The organism is Streptomyces sp. NBC_01520, assembly GCF_045040375.1.
In the GTDB taxonomy this organism is placed as follows: domain Bacteria; phylum Actinomycetota; class Actinomycetes; order Streptomycetales; family Streptomycetaceae; genus Streptomyces.
Window position 1 is genome coordinate 4,495,338 of record NZ_CP109404.1, and the last position, 18,637, is coordinate 4,513,974.

Consider the following 18,637-nt stretch of genomic DNA (forward strand, 5'->3'; position numbering starts at 1 on the left):
CTTCGGACGTGTCAAGGCAGTGTCCTAATCACACATCACTCGGTTAGATGAGTGTGGACACCAGAACGCCTCGGTTCGACGATCAACCCGCCCTGAGCATGACGAAGGTGGACAGCGACCCCGCGCAGGTCATCGTCAGCCACGCCAGCTTCCGGGTGCAGCTCGCCCCGGGCCAGCGCACACGTCTGCGCCCAGTGGCCTCCGCCGGACCGGTCAGGATTCCCGCCATGAGTGGCGCGGGCGGCCGCAGGCGGGCGCCCGTCGTATGGAGCGGCAGGTCCGAGCCGGGCGACCCCGGAGCCACCGGACTCCTGCAGGCCGTACGGAACTCCACCGCGGCCCACCTCCACGCCCGCCCCCGCGCCGACGCGGGCAGCGGCTACGGCGGCGACACGGGCGGCGGCACGCAGGTCATCCCGCTCCTCGAAGAGACCCAGCCCAACCCCGTGGTCATCTCACCGCGCACCGGCCGGACCGGCCCGCTGCTGCCCCCCATGCGGCAGGCGGTCGGCGCCTACGACGCCGTCGAGACCGGCCCCCCGGCGAGCCACGACCCGTACGACGAGAGCCCCGACGACACCACCGCCGGGGAACGGCGCCACGCCGGCGACAACGTCCGGCACGCCTACTTCCCCGGCCGCCGCATGAACCTCGGCGTCGTCCTCCTCCCGCTGCGCGTCTTCCTCGGCTTCATCTCCATCTACGCCGGCATGGGCAAGCTCTCCGACCCCGTCTACTTCGACGGCGGCGACCGCGGCTCCATGGTCAAGTGGATGACCTCGCTGCACCCCTGGCCCTTCGCCGAGCCGCTGCGCGACTTCGCCCTCACCCACCCCGTCGGATCAGGACTCTCCGTCGCCTTCCTCCAGGTCGTCGTCGGTGTCCTCACCGTTCTCGGCCTCTGGCAGCGCGTCGCCGCCGTCTTCGGCGCACTGCTCTCCGCGGCCCTCCTCGTCACGGTCAGCTGGCGCAGCGTCGCCGCGTACGACGCGCCCGACATCATCTTCCTGGCCGCCTGGAGCCCGCTCGTCATCGCCGGCGCCCCCGTCTACTCGGTGGACGGGCGCCTCGCGGGCGAGGCCTGGCGCAGGCTCGGCCCGCGTTCGGCGATCTGGGACCTCCGCCGCCGCGTCCTGCGCCGCGGCACGGTCGTCGCGACCGTCGTGGTCGGGCTGACCCTGCTCGTCGGCTCCATGATCGGCGGCGCCGTGCGGTCCACCGAGGTCGTCACCGTGCCCGGTCCCGACGGCAACCCCACCAACCAACTACCGGGATCCCCGCTCCCCGACGAGACCACCCGCAGGGACAAGCCGTCCCGCTCCCCGGAGCAGCGCCGTCCCGAAGCGGCCCCGTCCAGTGCCCCGAGCACCCCGTCGGCCAGGGAATCCACCCCGGGCTCCGAGGCCGTCCGCGAATCCGGCCAGGCCACCGGGGCGAGCACCGGGCAGCCCAGTCAGACCCAGGGCGCCGGCCAGGAGCCCCCGCAGGAGACGACCCCGCAGGAGCCCCCGACCAGCAGCGCGGGCCCCACCTCCTCCGGTGGCACCAGCTCCGGCGGTTCGGACGGAGGTTCGGACGGCGGGTCCACCGACGGCGGCTCCACCGGCGGCGCCGGCCAGAACCCCATCGGCGGCCTGCTCGGCTGACACCGCACCCGACACGGCGAGGGCGGCCACCGGCATCCGGTGGCCGCCCTCGCCGTGTCACATACGGGCTCGCGATGGTCGTGCGCGGCCTTCAGGAGCTTCAGGAGCCCTGCTGGGCGCCCAGCTCCCTGGCCGCCTCCGTGAGGTCCTTCGCGGTGTCGATCGCCCGCCAGTACGCCCCGTGCGGCAACGGGAACCCGGCCAGCCTGCGCTCCCGGGCCAGCTGCGGGAACGTCGTCCGCTCATGGTCACCGATGTCCGGCAGCAGCGCCGTGAACCGGGGCGCGAAGACGTACACCCCCGCGTTGATCAGATACGGCGAAGGGGGCGACTCGATGAAGTCCGTGATGTGCCCGAACGCGTCCGTCTCCACCGCACCCCACGGAATCCGCGGACGGGCCAGCGCGAGCGTCGCTGTGGCGTCCCGCTCGGCGTGGAACGCGGCCATCTCCCGCAGCGAGAAGCGCGTCCAGATGTCGCCGTTGGTCGCGTACCAGGGCTCCGACGGATCCGGCAGCCGCGTCGCGGCATGCTTCAGACCGCCGCCCCGGCCCAGCGGCTCGGTCTCGACGACGGTCGTGACGCGCAGCGGGAGATCGGCCGAGTCAAGCCAGTCCCGCAGCACATCGGCAAGATGGCCGCACGAGATCACGGCGTCGGTGACACCCTCGGCGGCCAGCCAGGCAAGCTGATGGCCGATGATCGGGGTCCCGGTTCCCGGGATCTCGACCATCGGCTTGGGACGGTCATCGGTGTACGGGCGCAGCCGTGAACCCTGGCCACCCGCCAGGATCACGGCCTGCGTCGGATACGTATGCATGCCAGGCACGATATGCCGTGCCCGGGTAGGGGATCAGCTGAACTGCGCCACGCCCGAGGCGAACGACGTGTCGCAGACCGGGCGGGAGAAACGGTGCGCGCGCGTCGGTCCGTACTGGTCGACGGCGGCCTTGCCCAGCGCCTTCGCGATCGACATGCAGTGCCGGGCCATCGACGGACGCGCCTCGACGGTGCGCTGCAGCTCGGTGAGCGCGACGCCCGGGTCCTTCTCCCTCATCTCCACGAGGAGCTTGTCACGCAGGACGTCCTGCGGGGCGCGCGGCGTCTTGGCGCGCTTGGACACGGTGGTCTCGGAGGCCGCGGTCAGCAACTGCGACTCCGTGTTGTGCGCCGACCACGACACGCGGGTGACCGCGAGGGTCCCGGAGAGGACCATGACGACGGGCAGTACGAGAGCGAGGGTTCGGCCGATTCGGCGCGCGGTGTGGGTCACGCAGGCGAGCGTAGCGGTCAGTGATGAATGGGCGACATTTCGTCACCCTTGCGGGGGATGGTTCGAGGAGTCTTTTCGAATCACGGGTTGACGTGCCGGAGTGAATTGACCGAAGTGCCGGGGTATTTGGCGTCGGCCGATCCGAAACCCCTATCCACCACGCGGCATGCGAACGGCCCCCGCACCTCGACTCGCGTCGAGGTGCGGGGGCCGTCGTTACAGCGGGGACGACGTCAGTCGGTGAGGCGCTCACCGGTCGACGTCGCGAAGACGTGCAGCTCGTCCGGGCGCGGCACGACGTGCAGCTCCGTGCCCTTCTCCGGAACGGCACGGCCGCCGACGCGGACGACCAGGTCCTTGTGCTCGCCACCGACCTGCGCGGCACCGTAGACGAAGCCGTCGGCGCCGAGCTCCTCGACGACGTTGACGGAGACGGCGAGACCGGCCGGGGCGTCGGCGGAACCCTTGGTGAGGGTCTGCGCGGCGGCGCCGCCGTGCTCGACGATGTCGAAGTGCTCGGGACGGATGCCGACCGTGACGGTGCGGTCACCGCGGTCGGCGGCGGCGGAGAGCGCCGCACGGGAGACCGGGACGACGCTGTTGCCGAACTTCACACCACCGTCGGTGATCGGGACCTCGATGAGGTTCATCGCAGGGGAGCCGATGAAGCCGGCCACGAAGAGGTTCGCCGGGCGGTCGTACATGTTGCGCGGCGAGTCGACCTGCTGGAGCAGACCGTCCTTGAGGACCGCGACCCGGTCACCCATGGTGAGGGCCTCGACCTGGTCGTGGGTGACGTACACGGTGGTGATGCCGAGGCGGCGCTGCAGGGAGGCGATCTGCGTACGCGTCGACACACGGAGCTTGGCGTCGAGGTTCGACAGCGGCTCGTCCATGAGGAAGACCTGCGGCTCACGCACGATCGCGCGGCCCATCGCCACACGCTGACGCTGACCACCGGAGAGCGCCTTCGGCTTCCGGTCCAGGTAGTCGGTGAGGTCCAGCATCTTGGCGGCCTCTTCGACCTTCGCCCGGATCTCCGTCTTGTTGATCCCGGCGATCTTCAGGGCGAAGCCCATGTTGTCCGCGACGGACATGTGCGGGTAGAGCGCGTAGTTCTGGAACACCATGGCGATGTCCCGGTCCTTCGGCGGCAGGTGCGTGACGTCGCGGTCACCGATGCGTATCGCGCCGCCGTTGACGTCCTCGAGACCCGCGAGCATGCGCAGGGAGGTCGACTTGCCACAACCGGAAGGACCGACGAGGACGAGGAACTCACCGTCTTCGATGTCGATCTCGAGCTGGTCCACGGCCGGCTTCGTGGAGCCGGGGTAGACGCGGGACGCCTTGTCGAACGTGACACTGGCCATGACGATTCTTCTCCTCCACCGGCAGGAACGTGCCGGACGATCCGAGTAAGGGAGTGGTCTGGTCCACTTGAGTGGGCCTGGTGTGACGCTACCTGGCGATTTCCGATCTGTCAGCAGTCCGATGGGAACGAAATTGTCTCGGCAGAGCAGCGAACTTTTGACCATGTGCAGTCTGCGGGCAGAGCTCCGGATTTTTGGTCCGTGCGCCACCTACGGCACTTCCTGCTTCAGCACCCTCTGCCGACCGGGTGCTCCCCTGCGGGGCGCACCCGGTCGGTCTTACATGGGCTCCACAGGCATCACGGCCGACGGCCCGTCGGTCCGTACCGCACTTCTTCACGCAGCCAGCAGCACGTCATTCATGATGGCCAGATCTTCCACCACGAGTACGTGGTTCTCGCGCACGAGGTGGGTGGTCAACTGGTCCAGCATGTCCCTGCGCACATCGCTGATCAGCGCATACAGCCGAGCGATACGCTCCCGGGCCTTTCCCCGGTTCGCCGACCCCTTCTTCTTCCGGTGCAGCCCTCGCTGCAACCGCGCCAGCTCCTTCGCGTACTTCCGCAACAGCCGCGGGTGATCCACCTTCGTCCCGTCGTCCAGCGTCACCAGCGCCGCCAGACCCAGATCGATTCCCACCGCCTTCGGCTCGCTTCCGCCCGGCAGGAACACGGGAGGCAAGGGCTGGATCCGCTCCTCGACCAGCAACGAGACGAAATACCGCCCAGCCTGGTCCCGCGTCACGGACAGCTTCACCGGATCCCCGCCCGCCGGTAGCGGCCGCGACCACCGCATGTCGAGCGGCACCGACTGCTTCGCCAGCGTCACCCGCCCCGTACCCGGAAGCTCCGGGTTCTCCACCCACCGGAAGCCCGTCCGCACGTACGTCGCCGAGTCCCGCGAGCGGTGCTTTCTCTTCCGCTGCGGATGCTTTGCCGACTGCTTGAAGAAGCGCGTGAACGCCCCGTCCAGATGCCGCAACGACTGCTGCAACACCGTCGATGAAACCTCACGCAGCCAGCCAGCCAGCCAGCCAGCCAGCCCGTCTCCGGCGCCTGCCGCCACCCCGTCAACGCCCGGCACGACTCGGCGAACCCCACCGACACCCGATGCCGCTCCCAGGCGCCGGCCCGCAGGGCGAGACCTTCGTTATAGACCCGGCGGCAGGCCCCGAAGGTCTTCTTCAGCTGCTCGGCCTGCGACGGAGTCGGATAGAAGCGGTAGCGGTACACGCGCTGCTGGGTGCCGGGCTCTTTGGCACGGCTCTTCAGGGCGGTCGACGCGCGGCCGTGGTGTCTCATACGGTCGGCGATGCCCAGAGCGTCGCGCTTGATGCGCTTGGCCTCTTCGCCCGTCACCCGTAACGGCTGGTCCGCCGTGCCAGTCATACCCGCTCCCCCCGGCTGTCCGATATGCGGATCAGTACGTCAGTCCTCTTAACGCACGGGTGGTCGGATGGTCACGGTGGCGGCGAAACTTCGTGGAGCGGTGTACGAGCCGCTGTGTAGAGTGAGGCCCTGCGCGCGCGGATTTTGGCGTGCGCTGTGCCGCCTTAGCTCAGTTGGCAGAGCGGGTGCCTTGTAAGCTCCAGGTCGTCGGTTCGATTCCGACAGGCGGCTCAAAACACCAGGTCAGCGCCATGCTGGCCTGGTTTTTTTTGTTGCCCGAACCGCGGCATTGCCCCAGATCACCCACTCCCGGGACACACGTTTCCCTGCCTGTAAGACAAGTGCGGGGAATGTGGAGACGGGCGGGGGCTATCCGGGCGGTCTGGAGGCATTGGTGCAGGAGTACGGGATCGACGTGGCGTAGGGGGAGGGGCGGGTCTTCTCAGTGCCGTCCCGAGATCCGGTCCGCCGCCTTCGCGATGCGGTCCGTTTCCGCGTGCGGGGAGGTGGCCTCGCGGCGGTCGGCGGTGCGGTAGGCCGCGTAGAGGGTGTGGACGCCGAGCCAGCGGAGGGGTTCCGGTTCCCAGCGGCGGACCCTGTGGTTGACCCAGGGGAGGGTGGTCAGGTCGGTGGGGCCGGCCTGGCCGGAGTCCTGCTGGATGAGGTCGCGGAGGGTGCGGGCGGCGAGGTTGGCGGTGGCGACGCCGGAGCCGACGTAGCCGCCGGCCCAGCCGAGGCCGGTCGAGCGGTCCAGGGTGACGGTGGCGCACCAGTCGCGGGGGACGCCGAGTACGCCGGACCAGGCGTGGTCGATGCGGGTGCCTGCGGTGGTGGGGAAGAAGCGGACGAGGAGGTCGCGGAGGGCTTCGACGGTGGCGGGCTGGGTGCGTCCGTCGTTGTCGGTGGCCGAGCCGTAGCGGTAGGGGATGCCCCGTCCGCCGAGGGCGATGCGGTTGTCGGCGGTGCGCTGGGCGTACATGTAGGCGTGGGCCATGTCGCCGAGGGTTTCGCGGCCGTCCCAGCCGATGGTGTTCCAGAGGGACTGGGGGAGGGGCTCGGTGACGATCATGGAGGAGTTCATGGGGAGCCAGGTACGTCCGTGGCCCTTGAGACCCGCGGTGAAACCCTCGGTGCAGCGCAGGACGTAGGGCGCGCGGACGGTGCCGTACGGGGTGATGGCGTGCTTGGGCTTGATCTCGGTGACGGGTGTGGACTCGTGGATGGTGACGCCGAGTGCTTCGACGGTGTCGGCGAGCCCTTTGACGAGTTTGGCGGGGTGCAGGCGGGCGCCGTGCGGGGTCCAGCTGGAGCCGACGGCGCCGGTGACGCGGATGCGTTCAGCGGTCTCGCGCGCGCCGCGCAGGACGCGTTCGGTCTCGCCGAAGGCGATCTCGACGGAGTGGAAGTCCTTGAGGCGGGCGAGCTGGGCGGGGGTGCGGGCGATCTCGAGGACGCCGCCGTGGTGGATGTCGGCGTCGATGTTCTCGTCGGCGGCGGTGCGGATGACTTCGCCGACGGTGTCGTTCATGGCCTGCTGGAGGCGTACGGCGGCGTCGTGGCCGTGGAGTTTCGCGTAGCGGGCGCGGCCGGCGATGCCGTTGTAGAGCCAGCCGCCGTTGCGGCCGGAGGCGCCGTAGCCGCAGAACTTGGCTTCCAGGACAGTGATGTTGAGGAAGGGTACTGCCTTCTTGAGGTAGTACGCCGTCCAGAGTCCGGTGTAGCCGCCGCCGACGATGCAGACGTCTGCGGTGGAGTCGCCGGGCAGGGGTTCGCGGGGGGCGGGCGTGCCCTCGTGCGCGTACCAGAACGATATGCCGCCGTTGACGGTGCTGACGGTGCTCATGTGTCCCCTGCTTGTCCGTGTGCAGCTGAGTCGTGAGTCGCAGAGGGGACGTTACTGCGCGACCGGGGGTTTCGTCGTGCGGTGGGCTTCTAGGCTCGGGGTGTGATCGAGGTTCCTGAGGGTCTTGTCGCGACACAGTCGGAGTTGAGGGGTGCGGCCGGGCGGGCGTTCGTCGCCGTGCTGCCGGGGCTCGCCGGGCGGTTTCTGGAGGAGTGGGGGCTGCGGCGGGACGGGCCGGCGCTGCACGGGATGTGTGCGCTGGTGCTTCCCGTGGTGCGGGTGGCGGACGGCCGTCGCGCGGCGTTGAAGCTGCAGGAGGTGGATGAGGAGACGGTGGGTGAGCCGGTCGCGCTGCGGGTCTGGGGTGAGGCGGGCGCGGGTGTGGTGGGGCTGCTGGAGTACGACGGGGTCACCGGGGCGATGCTGCTGGAGCGGCTGGACGAGCGGCGTCCGTTGACGGGGGTGGCGGATGTGCGGGAGGCGGTGCGGGTGCTGGCGGAGTTGTCGGCCCGGCTGGTGGCCGTACCGGCCCCGGAGGGGATGCGGCGGCTGGGGGACATGACCGCGCGGATGCTGGAGGCCGCGCCGGAGGCGTCCCGGGCGTTGGCGGACGAGGGGGAGCGGCGGCTGCTGCTGGACTGTGCGGCGGCGGTGCGGGAGGTGTCGGGGGAGCCTGGGGACCGGTTGCTGCACTGGGACCTGCACTACGACAACATCCTGGCCGGATGTGCGCGGGAGGGACGGGCGGGGGAGTGGGTCGTGCTGGATCCGAAGCCTTTGGCGGGGGATCCGGGGTTCGAGCTGTTCCCGGCGCTGGACAACCGGTTCGACGCGTCGGACGTGCTGTGGCGGTTCGATGTGCTGACCGGGGCGCTGGGGCTGGACCGGGAGCGGGCGAGGGCCTGGACGTTGGGGCGGGTGCTGCAGAACGGGCTGTGGATCCGCGGCGCGGGCCGGCGGTTGTCGCCGGATCATGCGGAGATCGCCCGGCGGTTGCTGGGGCGTGGGTGACGCGTGGAGGCGTCCGGGGCCATGTGTCTACGCTTGCCCCATGATTCGTCGAGCTACTGCCGCTGATGTCCCCGCCATCCACGCCATGGTCCGTGAGCTGGCCGAGTACGAGAAGGCCCTGGACGAGGCCAACGCCACGGAGGAGCAGTTGCGTGAGGCGCTGTTCGGGGAGCGGCCCGCGGCGTACGCGCACATCGCGGTGTCCGACGAGGACGGTGAGGTGGTCGGGTTCGCGCTGTGGTTCCTGAACTTCTCGACGTGGCGCGGGGTGCACGGGGTGTATCTGGAGGATCTGTACGTGCGTCCGGAGCGGCGTGGTGGCGGGCACGGGAAGGCGTTGCTGGCGGAGCTGGCGCGGATCTGTGTGGAGCGGGGATACGGGCGTCTGGAGTGGTCGGTGCTGGACTGGAACGCCCCGTCCATCGCGTTCTACGAGTCGTTGGGTGCGCGTCCTCAGGACGAGTGGACGGTGTACCGGCTGACGGACGGGGCGCTGGCCGGGCTCGGGGGGCGTTGAGCGGGCGACCGGCGGGTCAGGGGATCAGGACGACTTTGCCTGTCGTGCCGCGGGTTTCGAGTGCGCGGTGGGCGGCGGCCGCTTCGGCGAGCGGGTAGCGCTGGACGGCGGGGCGGAGCCGTCCTGCGGCGGCTTCGGTGAGGGCCAGGGTTTCCAGGGCCCGGAGGCTGCCGGCCTTCTCGATCATGACGGGGCCGAGGACGTTCCGGGATGTGATGCCGCGGGCGGCGAGTTCCTCGTCGGTGAAGGTGAGTGGCTGTCCGTCGTGGAGTCCTTGGCCCGACCAGCCGAAGACGATGTGCTGTCCGCCCGTGCCGAGCAGGTCGACCGCTGCGCGGGCGGTCGTCCCGCCGACGGAGTCGTAGACGACGGTGGCGTCGCGGCCGAGGGTGTCCAGGTGGGCGCGGGCCGTGCGGGGCCAGTCGGGGCGGGTGTAGTCGACGGCGAGGTCGGCGCCGTTCGCGGTGACGCGGGCGACCTTGCCGGGTCCGCCCGCGAGGCCGATGACGGTGGCTCCGGCGTTCTTGGCGTACTGGACGAGGAGGGTGCCGATTCCGCCTGCCGCCGCGGGGACGACGGCGACGGATTCGGGGCCGAGGTCGGTGAACCGGAGGATGCCCAGGGTGGTGCGGCCGGTGCCGATCATGGCGACGGCGGTGGCCGCGTCGAGCCCGTCGGGGATCGGGTGGAGCTTGTCGGCGTCGACGACGGTGAGTTCGGCGTAGCCCCCGGGTGCCATGCCGATGTGGGCGACGACGTGGCGGCCGAGCCAGTCGGGGTCGGTGCCGTCGCCGAGGGATTCGACGGTTCCGGCGATCTCGCGGCCGGGGATGGTGGGCAGTTCGGCGGGGGCGGGGTAGGGGCCGGTCATGCCTTCGCGCAGGGCGGTGTCGAGGAGGTGCACGCCGGCTGCGGCGACGGCGATCCTGACCTGGCCGGGGGCGGGTACGGGGTCGTCGGTGCGTTCGTACGTGAGGTTCTCGGCGGGGCCGAAGGCGTGGAGGCGGATGGCGTGCATGGTGGGCTCCCCTGGGTGGTGGCGTGGGGCCCACTCTCTGACCTCAAGAGCGCTTGAGGTCAAGGCCGGGGCCGGTGGGCCGTGCCGTCCTCCCGATCAGGGCGAGGGCCCGGGTGGCCGCCTCGATGCCGCTGTTGAAGGAGACCTCGCTGAGGAGGCCGGGTGCGGCGACCTGGTCACCGGCGAGGAGGATTCCGTCGCCGCGGTCGATGGCGGGGCGGTCGCGCCAGGTGGTGCCGGGCATGTCGACGGCGCCGGTGCGGCCGGAGGCGAGGGAGTCGCGGCGCCAGGTGGTGCGGTCGCGCCAGCCGGGGAAGCCGAGGTCGAGGAGTTCTTCGGCCCGGTGGAGGGCGTCGGCGCGCGGGGTGTCGGGGGCGAGGGGGATCTGGCCCTGGACGAGCTGTTCACCCCGGGGGGCGAGGGTCGGGTCCTGGGCGGTGAAGCGTTCGATCCAGCCGGGGGTGTCGAGGTCGGAGAGGACGAACGGGTCGCCGCGCCGGGTCCGTACGGCCAGGTCGATCAGGGCGGCCCGGCCGCTGTCCCAGGTCAGGGCGGGGTCGTCGAGGAGGGTGCGGGCGGCGGCGAGGTGGGTGGCGACGATCACCGGGCCGCTGCGTGCGAGGTCCTGGAGGGCGCCGGTGCCGACGCGTTCGGCCGTTTCGATGCGTACGCCGAGGTTCCAGGCCCGGGTGGCCATCCGTTCGACGATCTGCGCCCAGCCGCCGACGGGGTAGCGGGCCTCGGGAGGCAGGGCGGTGGCGCGGCGGAGCCGTTCCTGGACGAAGGCGGCGGAGAGCGATCCGGGGTCGTGGTGGAAGAGCGCCACGCCCATGTAGTGGGCGGCCGCGCGGGCGCCCTCCTCGCCGGCCTGTGCGGTGGCCCAGCTGTGGAAGTCGGTGCCGACGGGGGCGGTGCGGGCGCTGCGGCGGGCGAGGCGGAGCAGGGCGAGGGGCGGGGTCCTGCGCAGTACGCCGTCGCGGCGGAAGAGGAAGCGGGCGCCTTGGAGGGGCGGCACGGAGGCGATCGGCCCGAGCAGGTTGCGCCGTTCGAGCCAGGCCCAGTGGGGTCCGCGGCGGTAGAGGGCGTGGGGCCCCTCGTTGGTGAGGTAGGGGCCTTCGGCGGTCCTGGCCCGTCCGCCGAGGGTGTGGTGGGCCTCGTACAGGGTGACGGGGGCCCGCGACTCGGCGGCGGTGACGGCCGCGGCCAGTCCGGCGAGGCCGCTGCCGACGATGTGGATGCGCTGCATGGCTGTGTCTCCTCGCGGTGGGCGCTTGTGTGCAGGGGGACGGCCGGGCGGGGTGGTTCTGTGACATCGGATCCGGGCGTTGTCGGTGGTGTGCGTCACGATGGGGGGCATGGCAGGCAGAGGCAACACGGGCGGCAGGGGTGGCAGGGGCGCGAAGGACACGGTGGCGCGGGTGCGCAGGCCGGAGGTCCGGCTGCCCTCGCTCATCGCGTACGACGGGGAGGGGCTGGAGCCGGACGGGGACTACGACGGTGTGTGCTTCGAGGAGACGGACCTCGCGGACGCGTCGGGTCCCGGTGCGCGCTTCATGGACTGTGAGCTGCGGGGATGCGCCCTGGACCGTACGGAGCTGGTGCGGGCCCGGTTCATCGACTCGGTGCTGACGGGTGTGCGGGGCGTGGGTACGGATCTCGCGGGGGCGTCGCTGCGGGACGTCGAGGTGGTGGACGCGCGGCTGGGCGGGGTGCAGTTGCACGGGGCGGTGCTGGAGCGGGTGCTCGTCCGGGGCGGGAAGATCGACTACCTGAATCTGCGCAAGGCGCGGCTGAAGGACGTCGTGTTCGAGAGCTGTGTGCTGTCGGAGCCGGACTTCGGGGAGGCGCAGCTGACGCGGGTGGAGTTCCGTGACTGTGTGCTGAAGCGGGCCGACTTCAGTGCTGTCCGGATGGATTCGGTCGATCTGCGGACGGTGGCCGAGCTCGACATCGCGCGGGGGGTGGAGCGGCTCGCCGGGGCGGTGATCAGTCCGTCCCAGCTGATGGAGCTGGCTCCGGCGTTCGCGGCGCAGATCGGGGTGCGGGTGGAGATGTGAGCCGGGGCCGGGGGTGGTGGGGCGTGCTCAGAGGCGGGGGAAGCGGGCCTGGAGGTCCCAGACGACGGGGTTGTCGGCGAGGCCTTCGTGCATGTCGGCCAGGTCGGCGATCAGGTCGTGCAGGAAGTCGCGGGCCTCGCGGCGCAGGAGGGAGTGGCTGAAGGTGAGCGGGGGCTCGTCGCCCGGCATCCAGTCGGCTTCGACGTCCACCCAGCCGAAGCGGCGCTCGAAGAGCATGCGGTCGGAGGATTCGGTGAAGTCCAGCTCGGCGTACTGCCGGCGGTGCGAGCGGTTGCCGCGGGGGTCCCGGTCGATCTGCTCGACGATGTCGCAGAGTGCCCAGGCGAAGTCGAGGACGGGAACCCATCCCCAGGCTGTGGATACTTCGCGGTCCGCCTTGGTGTCGGCGAGGTAGACGTCGCCGGAGAACAGATCGTGCCGCAGGGCGTGGACGTCCGCGCGGCGGTAGTCGGTCTGCGGGGGGTCCGGGAAGCGCCGGGAGAGGGAGTAGCCGATGTCGAGCACGGCTCGATGGTGTCATGCCCGGTGAGCGGACCGCGCCGGGCGGGACGGCTCGGCCGCCGCCCGGGCCGCGGTGGTCCGGTGGTGGCCGTTTCCCCGCCGCCCGGCACTCCGCTCGCGTACATAGGATCGCCGGTGTGGATCAGCGAACAGCGGCACGCCGCACCGTGCCCGGCGCAGCCCTGCTGCTCGCCGTGTTCACCCTCGCCACCGCCTGTACGGCGGGCCGGGGCGGGGTCGTGGGCACTCCGGGTGCCGCCGGTGTGCGCGATCCGTACTTCCCCCGGCTCGGCAACGGCGGCTACGACGTCACGCACTACGACCTGGACCTCGACGTGGACACCGCGGCGGGGCGGCTGCGGGGCACGGCGGTGATCACCGCCCGGGCCACCCAGGACCTCAGTGCGTTCAACCTGGATCTCACCGGGCTCGATGTCCGGTCGGCGACCGTCGAGGGGCGGCCGGCCTCCGTGAACCGGGCGGGCGGGGAGCTGACGCTGCGGCCGGACGACGACGTCGAGGACCGCCTCCGCACGGGCCGGACCTTCCGCACCGTCGTCCGCTACTCCGGTGCCCCGCGGACCGTCACCGATGCGGACGGGTCCCAGGAGGGCTGGCTCAGGACGGAGCACGGGGCGGTCGCGCTCGGGGAGCCCGCCGGTTCCCCGGCCTGGTTCCCCGGGAACCATCACCCGGGCGACAAGGCCTCGTACGACGTCCGGATCTCCGTCCCCGACGGGCAGACCGCCGTCTCCAACGGGGAGCTGACGTCCCGTCGCACGGCCAGTGGGCGCACGGTGTTCCACTGGCGTACCCGCGAACCCATGGCGAGCTACCTCGCGACCGTCGCGGTCGGCCGCTACACGCTGAGGCACGACGTCACCCCGGACGGCCTGCCGGTGGTGACCGCGGTCGATCCGGAGGCGGCCGGGCCGGGCGCCGTGGTGCCGGCCCGCATTCCGGAGGTCATGGAGTGGGGGGTGCGGATGTTCGGCCCGTACCCCTTCGCGTCGACCGGGGCGATCGTCGGCCTGGGCGAGGACGCGGGGTACGCCCTGGAGACCCAGAACCGGCCCTTCTTCCCCGGCCCGCCCGATGTCGGCCTGCTCGTCCACGAGCTGGCCCACCAGTGGTTCGGCAATTCCGTCACGCCGGCGAGCTGGCAGGACATGTGGCTCAACGAGGGCTTCGCGACGTACGCGGAGTGGCTCTGGAGCGAGGACCACGGGGACGCCACGGTGCGGGAGCTCTTCGACGAGGCGTACGAGGACGGGGCGAACTGGGCGTTTCCACCGGGCCGTCCGCCGGGCGCCGCCGACCTGTCCGAGCCTCCGGTGTACGGGCGCGGGGCGATGGTCGTCCACCGGATCCGGGAGGAGATGGGCGACGACGACGCCTTCTTCGGCCTCGTCAGGGGCTGGCTGAAGGCGCATCGGCACGGCAACGCGTCGACGGACGACTTCACCGCGTACGTGGAGCGGGAGTCCGGCCTTGATCTGACGGAGTTGTGGGACACCTGGCTCAACGGCGGGAGCCGGCCCGCGCGTGGCTGACCGGCTCCCGTTCCGTGCGGGTTACTTCACGTTGACTCCGGTCCAGGCGGCGTCGACGGCGGCGAGTTCGGCGCTGTCCGCCCCGAACAGGTCGGTCGCGGCCTTCTCGGTCGCCGTGCGCGCCCCTGCGTAGTCGGTGCTCGACGTCATGTAGACGGAGAGCGCCTTGTACCAGATCTGGTAGGCCTTCTGGCGGCCGATGCCGGTAACCGTCGAGCCGTCGGCGGTCGGGGAGTCGTAGTCGACGCCGTTGACGGTCTTCGCGCCGCTGCCCTCGGCCAGCAGGTAGAAGAAGTGGTTGGCGACGCCGGAGGAGTAGTGGACGTCCAGGTCGCCGACCTCGGCGTCCCAGTAGTCCGCCGAGCCACCGTCCTTGCTGGGCTTGTCCATGTAGCGCAGCGGGCTGCCGTCGCCGTTGATGTCGATCTTCTCGCCGATGAGGTAGTCACCGGCGTCGGTGCTGTTGTCGGCGAAGAACTCGACGGAGGTGCCGAAGATGTCGCTGGTCGCCTCGTTGAGTCCGCCGGACTCGCCGGAGTAGTCGAGGTTGGCCGTGGCGGCGGTGAGGCCGTGGCTCATCTCGTGGCCGGCTACGTCGATCGCGGTGAGGGCGCTCTTGTTGTCGGCGCCGTCGCCGTACGTCATGCAGAAGCAGCTGTCGTCCCAGAAGGCGTTGACGTACGCGTCGCCGTAGTGGACCCGGGAGTACGCGGCCTTGCCGTCGCCGGCTATGCCGTCGCGGCCGAGCTCGGTCTTGTAGAAGTCCCAGGTCTTCGCGGCGCCGTAGTGGGCGTCGACGGCGGCGGTCTGGCGGTCGTCGCCGGTGCCGTCGCCCCAGGTGTCGTCGGCGTCGGTGACGAGGTCGCCGGTGCCGGTCTCGCCCTGGTCGAGGTCGTACGTCCTGTGGCCGCCGCGGTCGCCGTCGGTCAGCTCGAAGCCCGAGCCGCCCTCGGTGGTCGTCAGGCTGACCTCGCCGCTGTACTGGCTATTGCCGGTGCCGGTCTCGATGCCCTCGTAGCTGTGCAGCTTCTTGCCGGTGACGGCGTCGGTGACGGTGTGCAGCTCGCTGGGTGTGCCGTCCTTCTGCACACCGGTCTTCACGGTCTCGAAGGCGAGGACGGGCTTGCCGTTGCCCGCCCAGACGACCTTGCGGGCGCTCGCGGCCGTCTTCACCTCCGGCTGGGTGGAGGGGACGGTGATGCGGGCCTCGGTGGCCTTGTCGACGCCCTTGAGTTCGCCGTCGGACGCGGTGTGGGTGACGAGGTCGCCGCCGAGGACCGGCAGTCCGGCGTAGGTGCGCTCGTAGCGGGTGTGCACGGTGCCGTTGGCGTCCTTGATCACGTCACGGACGATCAGCTTCTCCTGGCTGCCCAGACCGAGGGTCTCGGCTGCCGCCGCGGCGCGGGTCTGTGCGGAGCGGAGGGCGGTGGTGCGCTGCCCGGCGGTGTTCACGCCGAGCGTGGCCGCACCGGGGGCCGTGCGGGTGGAAGAGGCGTTGTCGCCGGGGGTGTTGGGACCGGCCGTGGCCGTCCCGCTCTGCACTCCGACGACGACCATCGCGGCAACTGCGGCCAGGGCAGCGGCGCGACGGGTGTTCATGTGGGGGGTCATGCCTTCTCCGTTGCTCGTCCTGTGGGGGGTTACGAGCGGAGAGCGTGCCACCGAATGAGCAAATTTGACGGTGTGCTGACAATTGCCTCACAAGTTTTTGACCAGTTCTTGTCCGAATGGGATGCGACCGTGTCCGCTATGTGTGACGAATTCGCGGGGTGACGTGAGGCGGGTTGGCAGGTGACGGGGCGTCGGACCGGGCGCTGTCATGACACACGGGAGCCCCCGGCCGAAGAGTCGGCCGGGGGCTCCCGTGTACGGACCGTTCGCGTCAGAGGTTGACGCCGAAGTCCTGCGCGATGCCGCGCAGGCCCGAGGCGTAGCCCTGGCCGACCGCGCGGAACTTCCACTCGGCGCCGTTGCGGTAGAGCTCGCCGAAGACCATGGCGGTCTCGGTGGCGGCGTCCTCGCTCAGGTCGTAGCGGGCGAGCTCGGTGCCGCCGGCCTGGTTGATGATGCGGATGAACGCGTTGCGGACCTGGCCGAAGTTCTGGCTGCGGGTCTCGGCGTCGTAGATGGAGACCGGGAAGACGATCTTGTCGATGTCCGCCGGGAGGCCCGCCAGGTTGACGTTGATCTGCTCGTCGTCGCCCTCGCCCTGGCCCGTGACGTTGTCACCGGTGTGGACGATGGTCTGGTCCGGCGTCGCCTTGTTGTTGAAGAAGACGAAGTGGCCGTCGGAGTAGACCTTGCCGGCCGTGTTGACCGCGATCGCCGAGGCGTCGAGGTCGAAGTCGGTTCCGGTGGTGGTGCGGACGTCCCAGCCGAGGCCGACCGTGACGGCGGTCAGGCCCGGTGCCTCCTTGGTGAGCGAGACGTTGCCGCCCTTGGACAGGCTTACTGCCATGGGAAGTCCCTTTCCTCGTCGTGTGCGGGCTTCGTGCCATCACGAAAGCTACCGTCACCTGTCATAACGCAGGCAGTGGACCACGAGGTTCCTGCTCGCTTTACTTTCTTTACCGAACTTCTGGCCGAACGCTCGCAAAAGAAGGTGACGAACGGGCTGCGGGGCAGGGAACATGGGTGTCATGTCCGGGCCCTATGTCATCCGTGGTTCGGTCTCCCTGCCGGAGGCCGAGCTCATGTGGCGTTTCTCCAGGTCCTCCGGGCCCGGCGGGCAGCACGTCAACACCAGCGACTCCCAGGTGGAGCTCCGCTTCGACCTCGCGGCGACCGAGGCGCTGCCCGAGGTCTGGAAGGCGCGGGCGCTGGACCGCCTCGCGAGCCGGCTGGTGAGCGGTGTCGTGGCGGTACGCGCCTCGGAGCACCGCTCCCAGTGGCGCAACCGCGAGACGGCCGCCGTGCGGCTGGCCGCCCTTCTGGCGGAGGCCACGGCGCCGCCGCCGAAGCCGCGCCTCAAGAAGAAGATCCCGCGGGGCATCAACGAGCGCCGACTGCGTGAGAAGAAGCAGCGCGGCGACACGAAGCGCGGCCGCTCCGGCCGCGACTGGTAGGCCGACCCCGCGCGCGGACTGCGGCCCGAGGCCTGCGGGAAGCGCCCGCATCCCGAGCTTGCCGGAAGCCTCCGCGCCCCGAGTTCGCGGGAAGCGCCCGCACCCCGAGGCCCGCCGGAAGCCCCCGCACCCCAAGGCCGCAGGAAGCCCCCGCGCCCCGAGGCCCGTGCGGTTGCGGGGTCAGGTCCGCACCCCACGGGCTGCTGTGGGGCTGCTACGCCGCGGCGGTGAGCCGGGCGACCGCCAGGCGCGTCAGCTCACGGTCATGAGGTGCCTCGTCCAGGGCGCGGTGCAGGGTCAGCCCCTCGATGAGCGCGTCCAGTTGCCGGGCCGTGGTGGCGTCGAAGTGCTGTTCGAGGAGGTCGCGGCTGCGCCGCATCCACGCCTGGGTCAGCTTCCGGTACTCCGGGCGACGGGCGGCGAGGGTGTAGAGCTCCTGGGTGAGGACCAGGTCGCGGCGGGGCCCTTCGGAGAGCGTGTGGATGAGGTCGGTGACGGCCTCGCGGGCCTGCCCGGGGCTCCCGGCGCGGCCGAGGTGGAGGTCGAAGACGGCCACGATGTGGTCGGCGAACCCCGTGAAGGCTTCGCCCAGCAGGTCGTCGATGCCGGTGAAGTGGTACGTCATCGAGCCCAGCGGCACGTCGGCGCGGACGGCGATCTTGCGGTGGGACACACCCGCCACGCCCTCCTCGGCGACGAGGTCGAGCGCGGCGGCGAGGATCCGTTCGCGCCGTCGGGGGTCGGTCTGTCCGGTGGCCATGCGGGCGCCGTCAGATCTCGCGCACGGGCCGGGCGGGATTGCCGACGGCGACGACGTTCGCGGGGATGTCCTTCGTGACCACCGCACCGGCGCCGATGACCGAGTTGTCGCCGATCGTCACCCCTGGGCACACGATGACGCCGCCGCCGAGCCAGACGTTGTCGCCGATGGTGATCGGGCGCGCGGCCTCCAGCTTGTCCCGCCGGGGCTGCGGCTCCACCGGGTGGGTGGGTGTGAGCAGCTGGACGTTCGGGCCGATCTGGCAGTCCTCACCGATGGTGATCGCCGCGACGTCGAGCGCCGTCAGGTTGTAGTTGACGAAGGTGCGCGCCCCGACGGTGATGTTGCTGCCGTAGTCGACGGCGAGCGGCGGCCGCACGTCGACGCCCTCGCCCACGGAGCCGAGCAGCTCGGCGAGCAGCGGCCGGGCCGTGCCCGCGTCCTCGACGTAGGCGGCCTGGTAGCGGGCGGCCAGCCGCATCGCGTGCTGCTGGAGCCGGGCGATCTCGGGGTCGTCCGCGATGTAGAGGTCACCCGCGAGCATCCGCTCCAGGTTCGTGCGCGGGTCGTCGGCGAAGTGGTCCGTAGCCATGCGTACGATCGTACGTCCTTGA

The 18,637-nt window shown here is 71.0% G+C and carries 18 protein-coding genes, 1 tRNA gene and 1 pseudogene; 7 read left to right on the forward strand and 13 right to left on the reverse strand.

The annotated features are described in order from the left end of the window. Positions 1-47 precede the first annotated feature (47 nt). On the forward strand, positions 48-1,646 hold the full coding sequence (locus OG524_RS20395) for a DoxX family membrane protein (protein ID WP_405811437.1): 1,599 nt from the start codon (positions 48-50) through the stop codon (positions 1,644-1,646). 100 nt (positions 1,647-1,746) lie between these two features. On the opposite strand, the gene OG524_RS20400 is transcribed toward OG524_RS20395, so the two are convergent. From OG524_RS20400 to OG524_RS20420, 5 genes and pseudogenes are all read right to left on the reverse strand, one after another. Then, positions 1,747-2,466, reverse strand: coding sequence for an NDP-sugar synthase (locus OG524_RS20400; RefSeq protein WP_405811438.1), 720 nt, complete (start codon positions 2,464-2,466; stop codon positions 1,747-1,749). A gap of 33 nt (positions 2,467-2,499) precedes the next feature. Further along, complete coding sequence (locus OG524_RS20405) at positions 2,500-2,919, reverse strand: hypothetical protein (protein ID WP_405389417.1); 420 nt, start codon at positions 2,917-2,919, stop codon at positions 2,500-2,502. 233 nt (positions 2,920-3,152) lie between these two features. Then, positions 3,153-4,289, reverse strand: coding sequence for an ABC transporter ATP-binding protein (locus OG524_RS20410; RefSeq protein ID WP_405389416.1), 1,137 nt, complete (start codon positions 4,287-4,289; stop codon positions 3,153-3,155). A gap of 336 nt (positions 4,290-4,625) precedes the next feature. Continuing rightward, the gene (locus tag OG524_RS20415; protein ID WP_405811441.1) at positions 4,626-5,372 is read right to left on the reverse strand and encodes an RNA-guided endonuclease InsQ/TnpB family protein; all 747 of its coding nucleotides are present in this window, start codon (positions 5,370-5,372) and stop codon (positions 4,626-4,628) included. A gap of 86 nt (positions 5,373-5,458) precedes the next feature. Next, a pseudogene (locus tag OG524_RS20420) lies at positions 5,459-5,677 on the reverse strand (helix-turn-helix domain-containing protein); the annotation flags it as partial. A 158-nt stretch (positions 5,678-5,835) separates the two neighbouring features. Here OG524_RS20420 and OG524_RS20425 point away from each other — a divergent pair. Continuing rightward, positions 5,836-5,908: transfer RNA gene (locus OG524_RS20425), tRNA-Thr, on the forward strand. A gap of 211 nt (positions 5,909-6,119) precedes the next feature. Here the strand turns inward: OG524_RS20425 and OG524_RS20430 are convergent. Then, positions 6,120-7,520, reverse strand: coding sequence for an NAD(P)/FAD-dependent oxidoreductase (locus tag OG524_RS20430; protein WP_405389414.1), 1,401 nt, complete (start codon positions 7,518-7,520; stop codon positions 6,120-6,122). 102 nt (positions 7,521-7,622) lie between these two features. Here OG524_RS20430 and OG524_RS20435 point away from each other — a divergent pair, with 102 nt between their 5' ends. Both OG524_RS20435 and OG524_RS20440 read left to right on the forward strand, forming a co-directional pair. Then, positions 7,623-8,531 (forward strand): aminoglycoside phosphotransferase family protein, encoded by a 909-nt coding sequence (locus OG524_RS20435; RefSeq protein WP_405389413.1) that lies wholly within the window; start codon positions 7,623-7,625, stop codon positions 8,529-8,531. 40 nt (positions 8,532-8,571) lie between these two features. Next, positions 8,572-9,048, forward strand: coding sequence for a GNAT family N-acetyltransferase (locus OG524_RS20440; protein WP_405389412.1), 477 nt, complete (start codon positions 8,572-8,574; stop codon positions 9,046-9,048). A gap of 16 nt (positions 9,049-9,064) precedes the next feature. Here OG524_RS20440 and OG524_RS20445 read toward each other — a convergent pair whose 3' ends face one another. Together OG524_RS20445 and OG524_RS20450 are read right to left on the reverse strand one after the other, a co-directional pair. Continuing rightward, positions 9,065-10,066, reverse strand: a complete 1,002-nt coding sequence (locus OG524_RS20445; RefSeq protein ID WP_405389410.1) for a zinc-binding dehydrogenase — start codon at positions 10,064-10,066, stop codon at positions 9,065-9,067. Between the two features lie 43 nt (positions 10,067-10,109). Then, complete coding sequence (locus OG524_RS20450; protein WP_405389409.1) at positions 10,110-11,312, reverse strand: NAD(P)-binding protein; 1,203 nt, start codon at positions 11,310-11,312, stop codon at positions 10,110-10,112. A 100-nt stretch (positions 11,313-11,412) separates the two neighbouring features. Between OG524_RS20450 and OG524_RS20455 the strand changes: the two genes are divergently transcribed. Beyond that, positions 11,413-12,123 carry a pentapeptide repeat-containing protein gene (locus OG524_RS20455; protein WP_405389408.1) on the forward strand — a complete coding sequence of 237 codons (711 nt, stop codon included), beginning with the start codon at positions 11,413-11,415 and terminating at the stop codon, positions 12,121-12,123. A gap of 27 nt (positions 12,124-12,150) precedes the next feature. Here OG524_RS20455 and OG524_RS20460 read toward each other — a convergent pair whose 3' ends face one another. Beyond that, the gene (locus OG524_RS20460; protein ID WP_104787848.1) at positions 12,151-12,648 is read right to left on the reverse strand and encodes a hypothetical protein; all 498 of its coding nucleotides are present in this window, start codon (positions 12,646-12,648) and stop codon (positions 12,151-12,153) included. 134 nt (positions 12,649-12,782) lie between these two features. Here OG524_RS20460 and OG524_RS20465 point away from each other — a divergent pair, with 134 nt between their 5' ends. Continuing rightward, positions 12,783-14,198, forward strand: a complete 1,416-nt coding sequence (locus tag OG524_RS20465; RefSeq protein ID WP_405811445.1) for a M1 family metallopeptidase — start codon at positions 12,783-12,785, stop codon at positions 14,196-14,198. Positions 14,199-14,219: 21 nt separating this feature from the next. Here OG524_RS20465 and OG524_RS20470 read toward each other — a convergent pair whose 3' ends face one another. Both OG524_RS20470 and OG524_RS20475 read right to left on the reverse strand, forming a co-directional pair. Beyond that, positions 14,220-15,809, reverse strand: coding sequence for a M4 family metallopeptidase (locus OG524_RS20470; RefSeq protein ID WP_405389406.1), 1,590 nt, complete (start codon positions 15,807-15,809; stop codon positions 14,220-14,222). Between the two features lie 271 nt (positions 15,810-16,080). Next, positions 16,081-16,656 carry a TerD family protein gene (locus OG524_RS20475; RefSeq protein WP_384501496.1) on the reverse strand — a complete coding sequence of 192 codons (576 nt, stop codon included), beginning with the start codon at positions 16,654-16,656 and terminating at the stop codon, positions 16,081-16,083. A 172-nt stretch (positions 16,657-16,828) separates the two neighbouring features. On the opposite strand from OG524_RS20475, the gene arfB reads away from it, so the two are divergent. Further along, positions 16,829-17,263 (forward strand): alternative ribosome rescue aminoacyl-tRNA hydrolase ArfB, encoded by a 435-nt coding sequence (gene arfB, locus OG524_RS20480; protein WP_405811448.1) that lies wholly within the window; start codon positions 16,829-16,831, stop codon positions 17,261-17,263. 214 nt (positions 17,264-17,477) lie between these two features. Here arfB and OG524_RS20485 read toward each other — a convergent pair whose 3' ends face one another. Then, on the reverse strand, positions 17,478-18,023 hold the full coding sequence (locus OG524_RS20485) for a TetR/AcrR family transcriptional regulator (protein ID WP_405389405.1): 546 nt from the start codon (positions 18,021-18,023) through the stop codon (positions 17,478-17,480). Positions 18,024-18,033: 10 nt separating this feature from the next. Next, positions 18,034-18,615 carry a sugar O-acetyltransferase gene (locus tag OG524_RS20490; RefSeq protein WP_405389404.1) on the reverse strand — a complete coding sequence of 194 codons (582 nt, stop codon included), beginning with the start codon at positions 18,613-18,615 and terminating at the stop codon, positions 18,034-18,036. Positions 18,616-18,637: the final 22 nt, after the last annotated feature.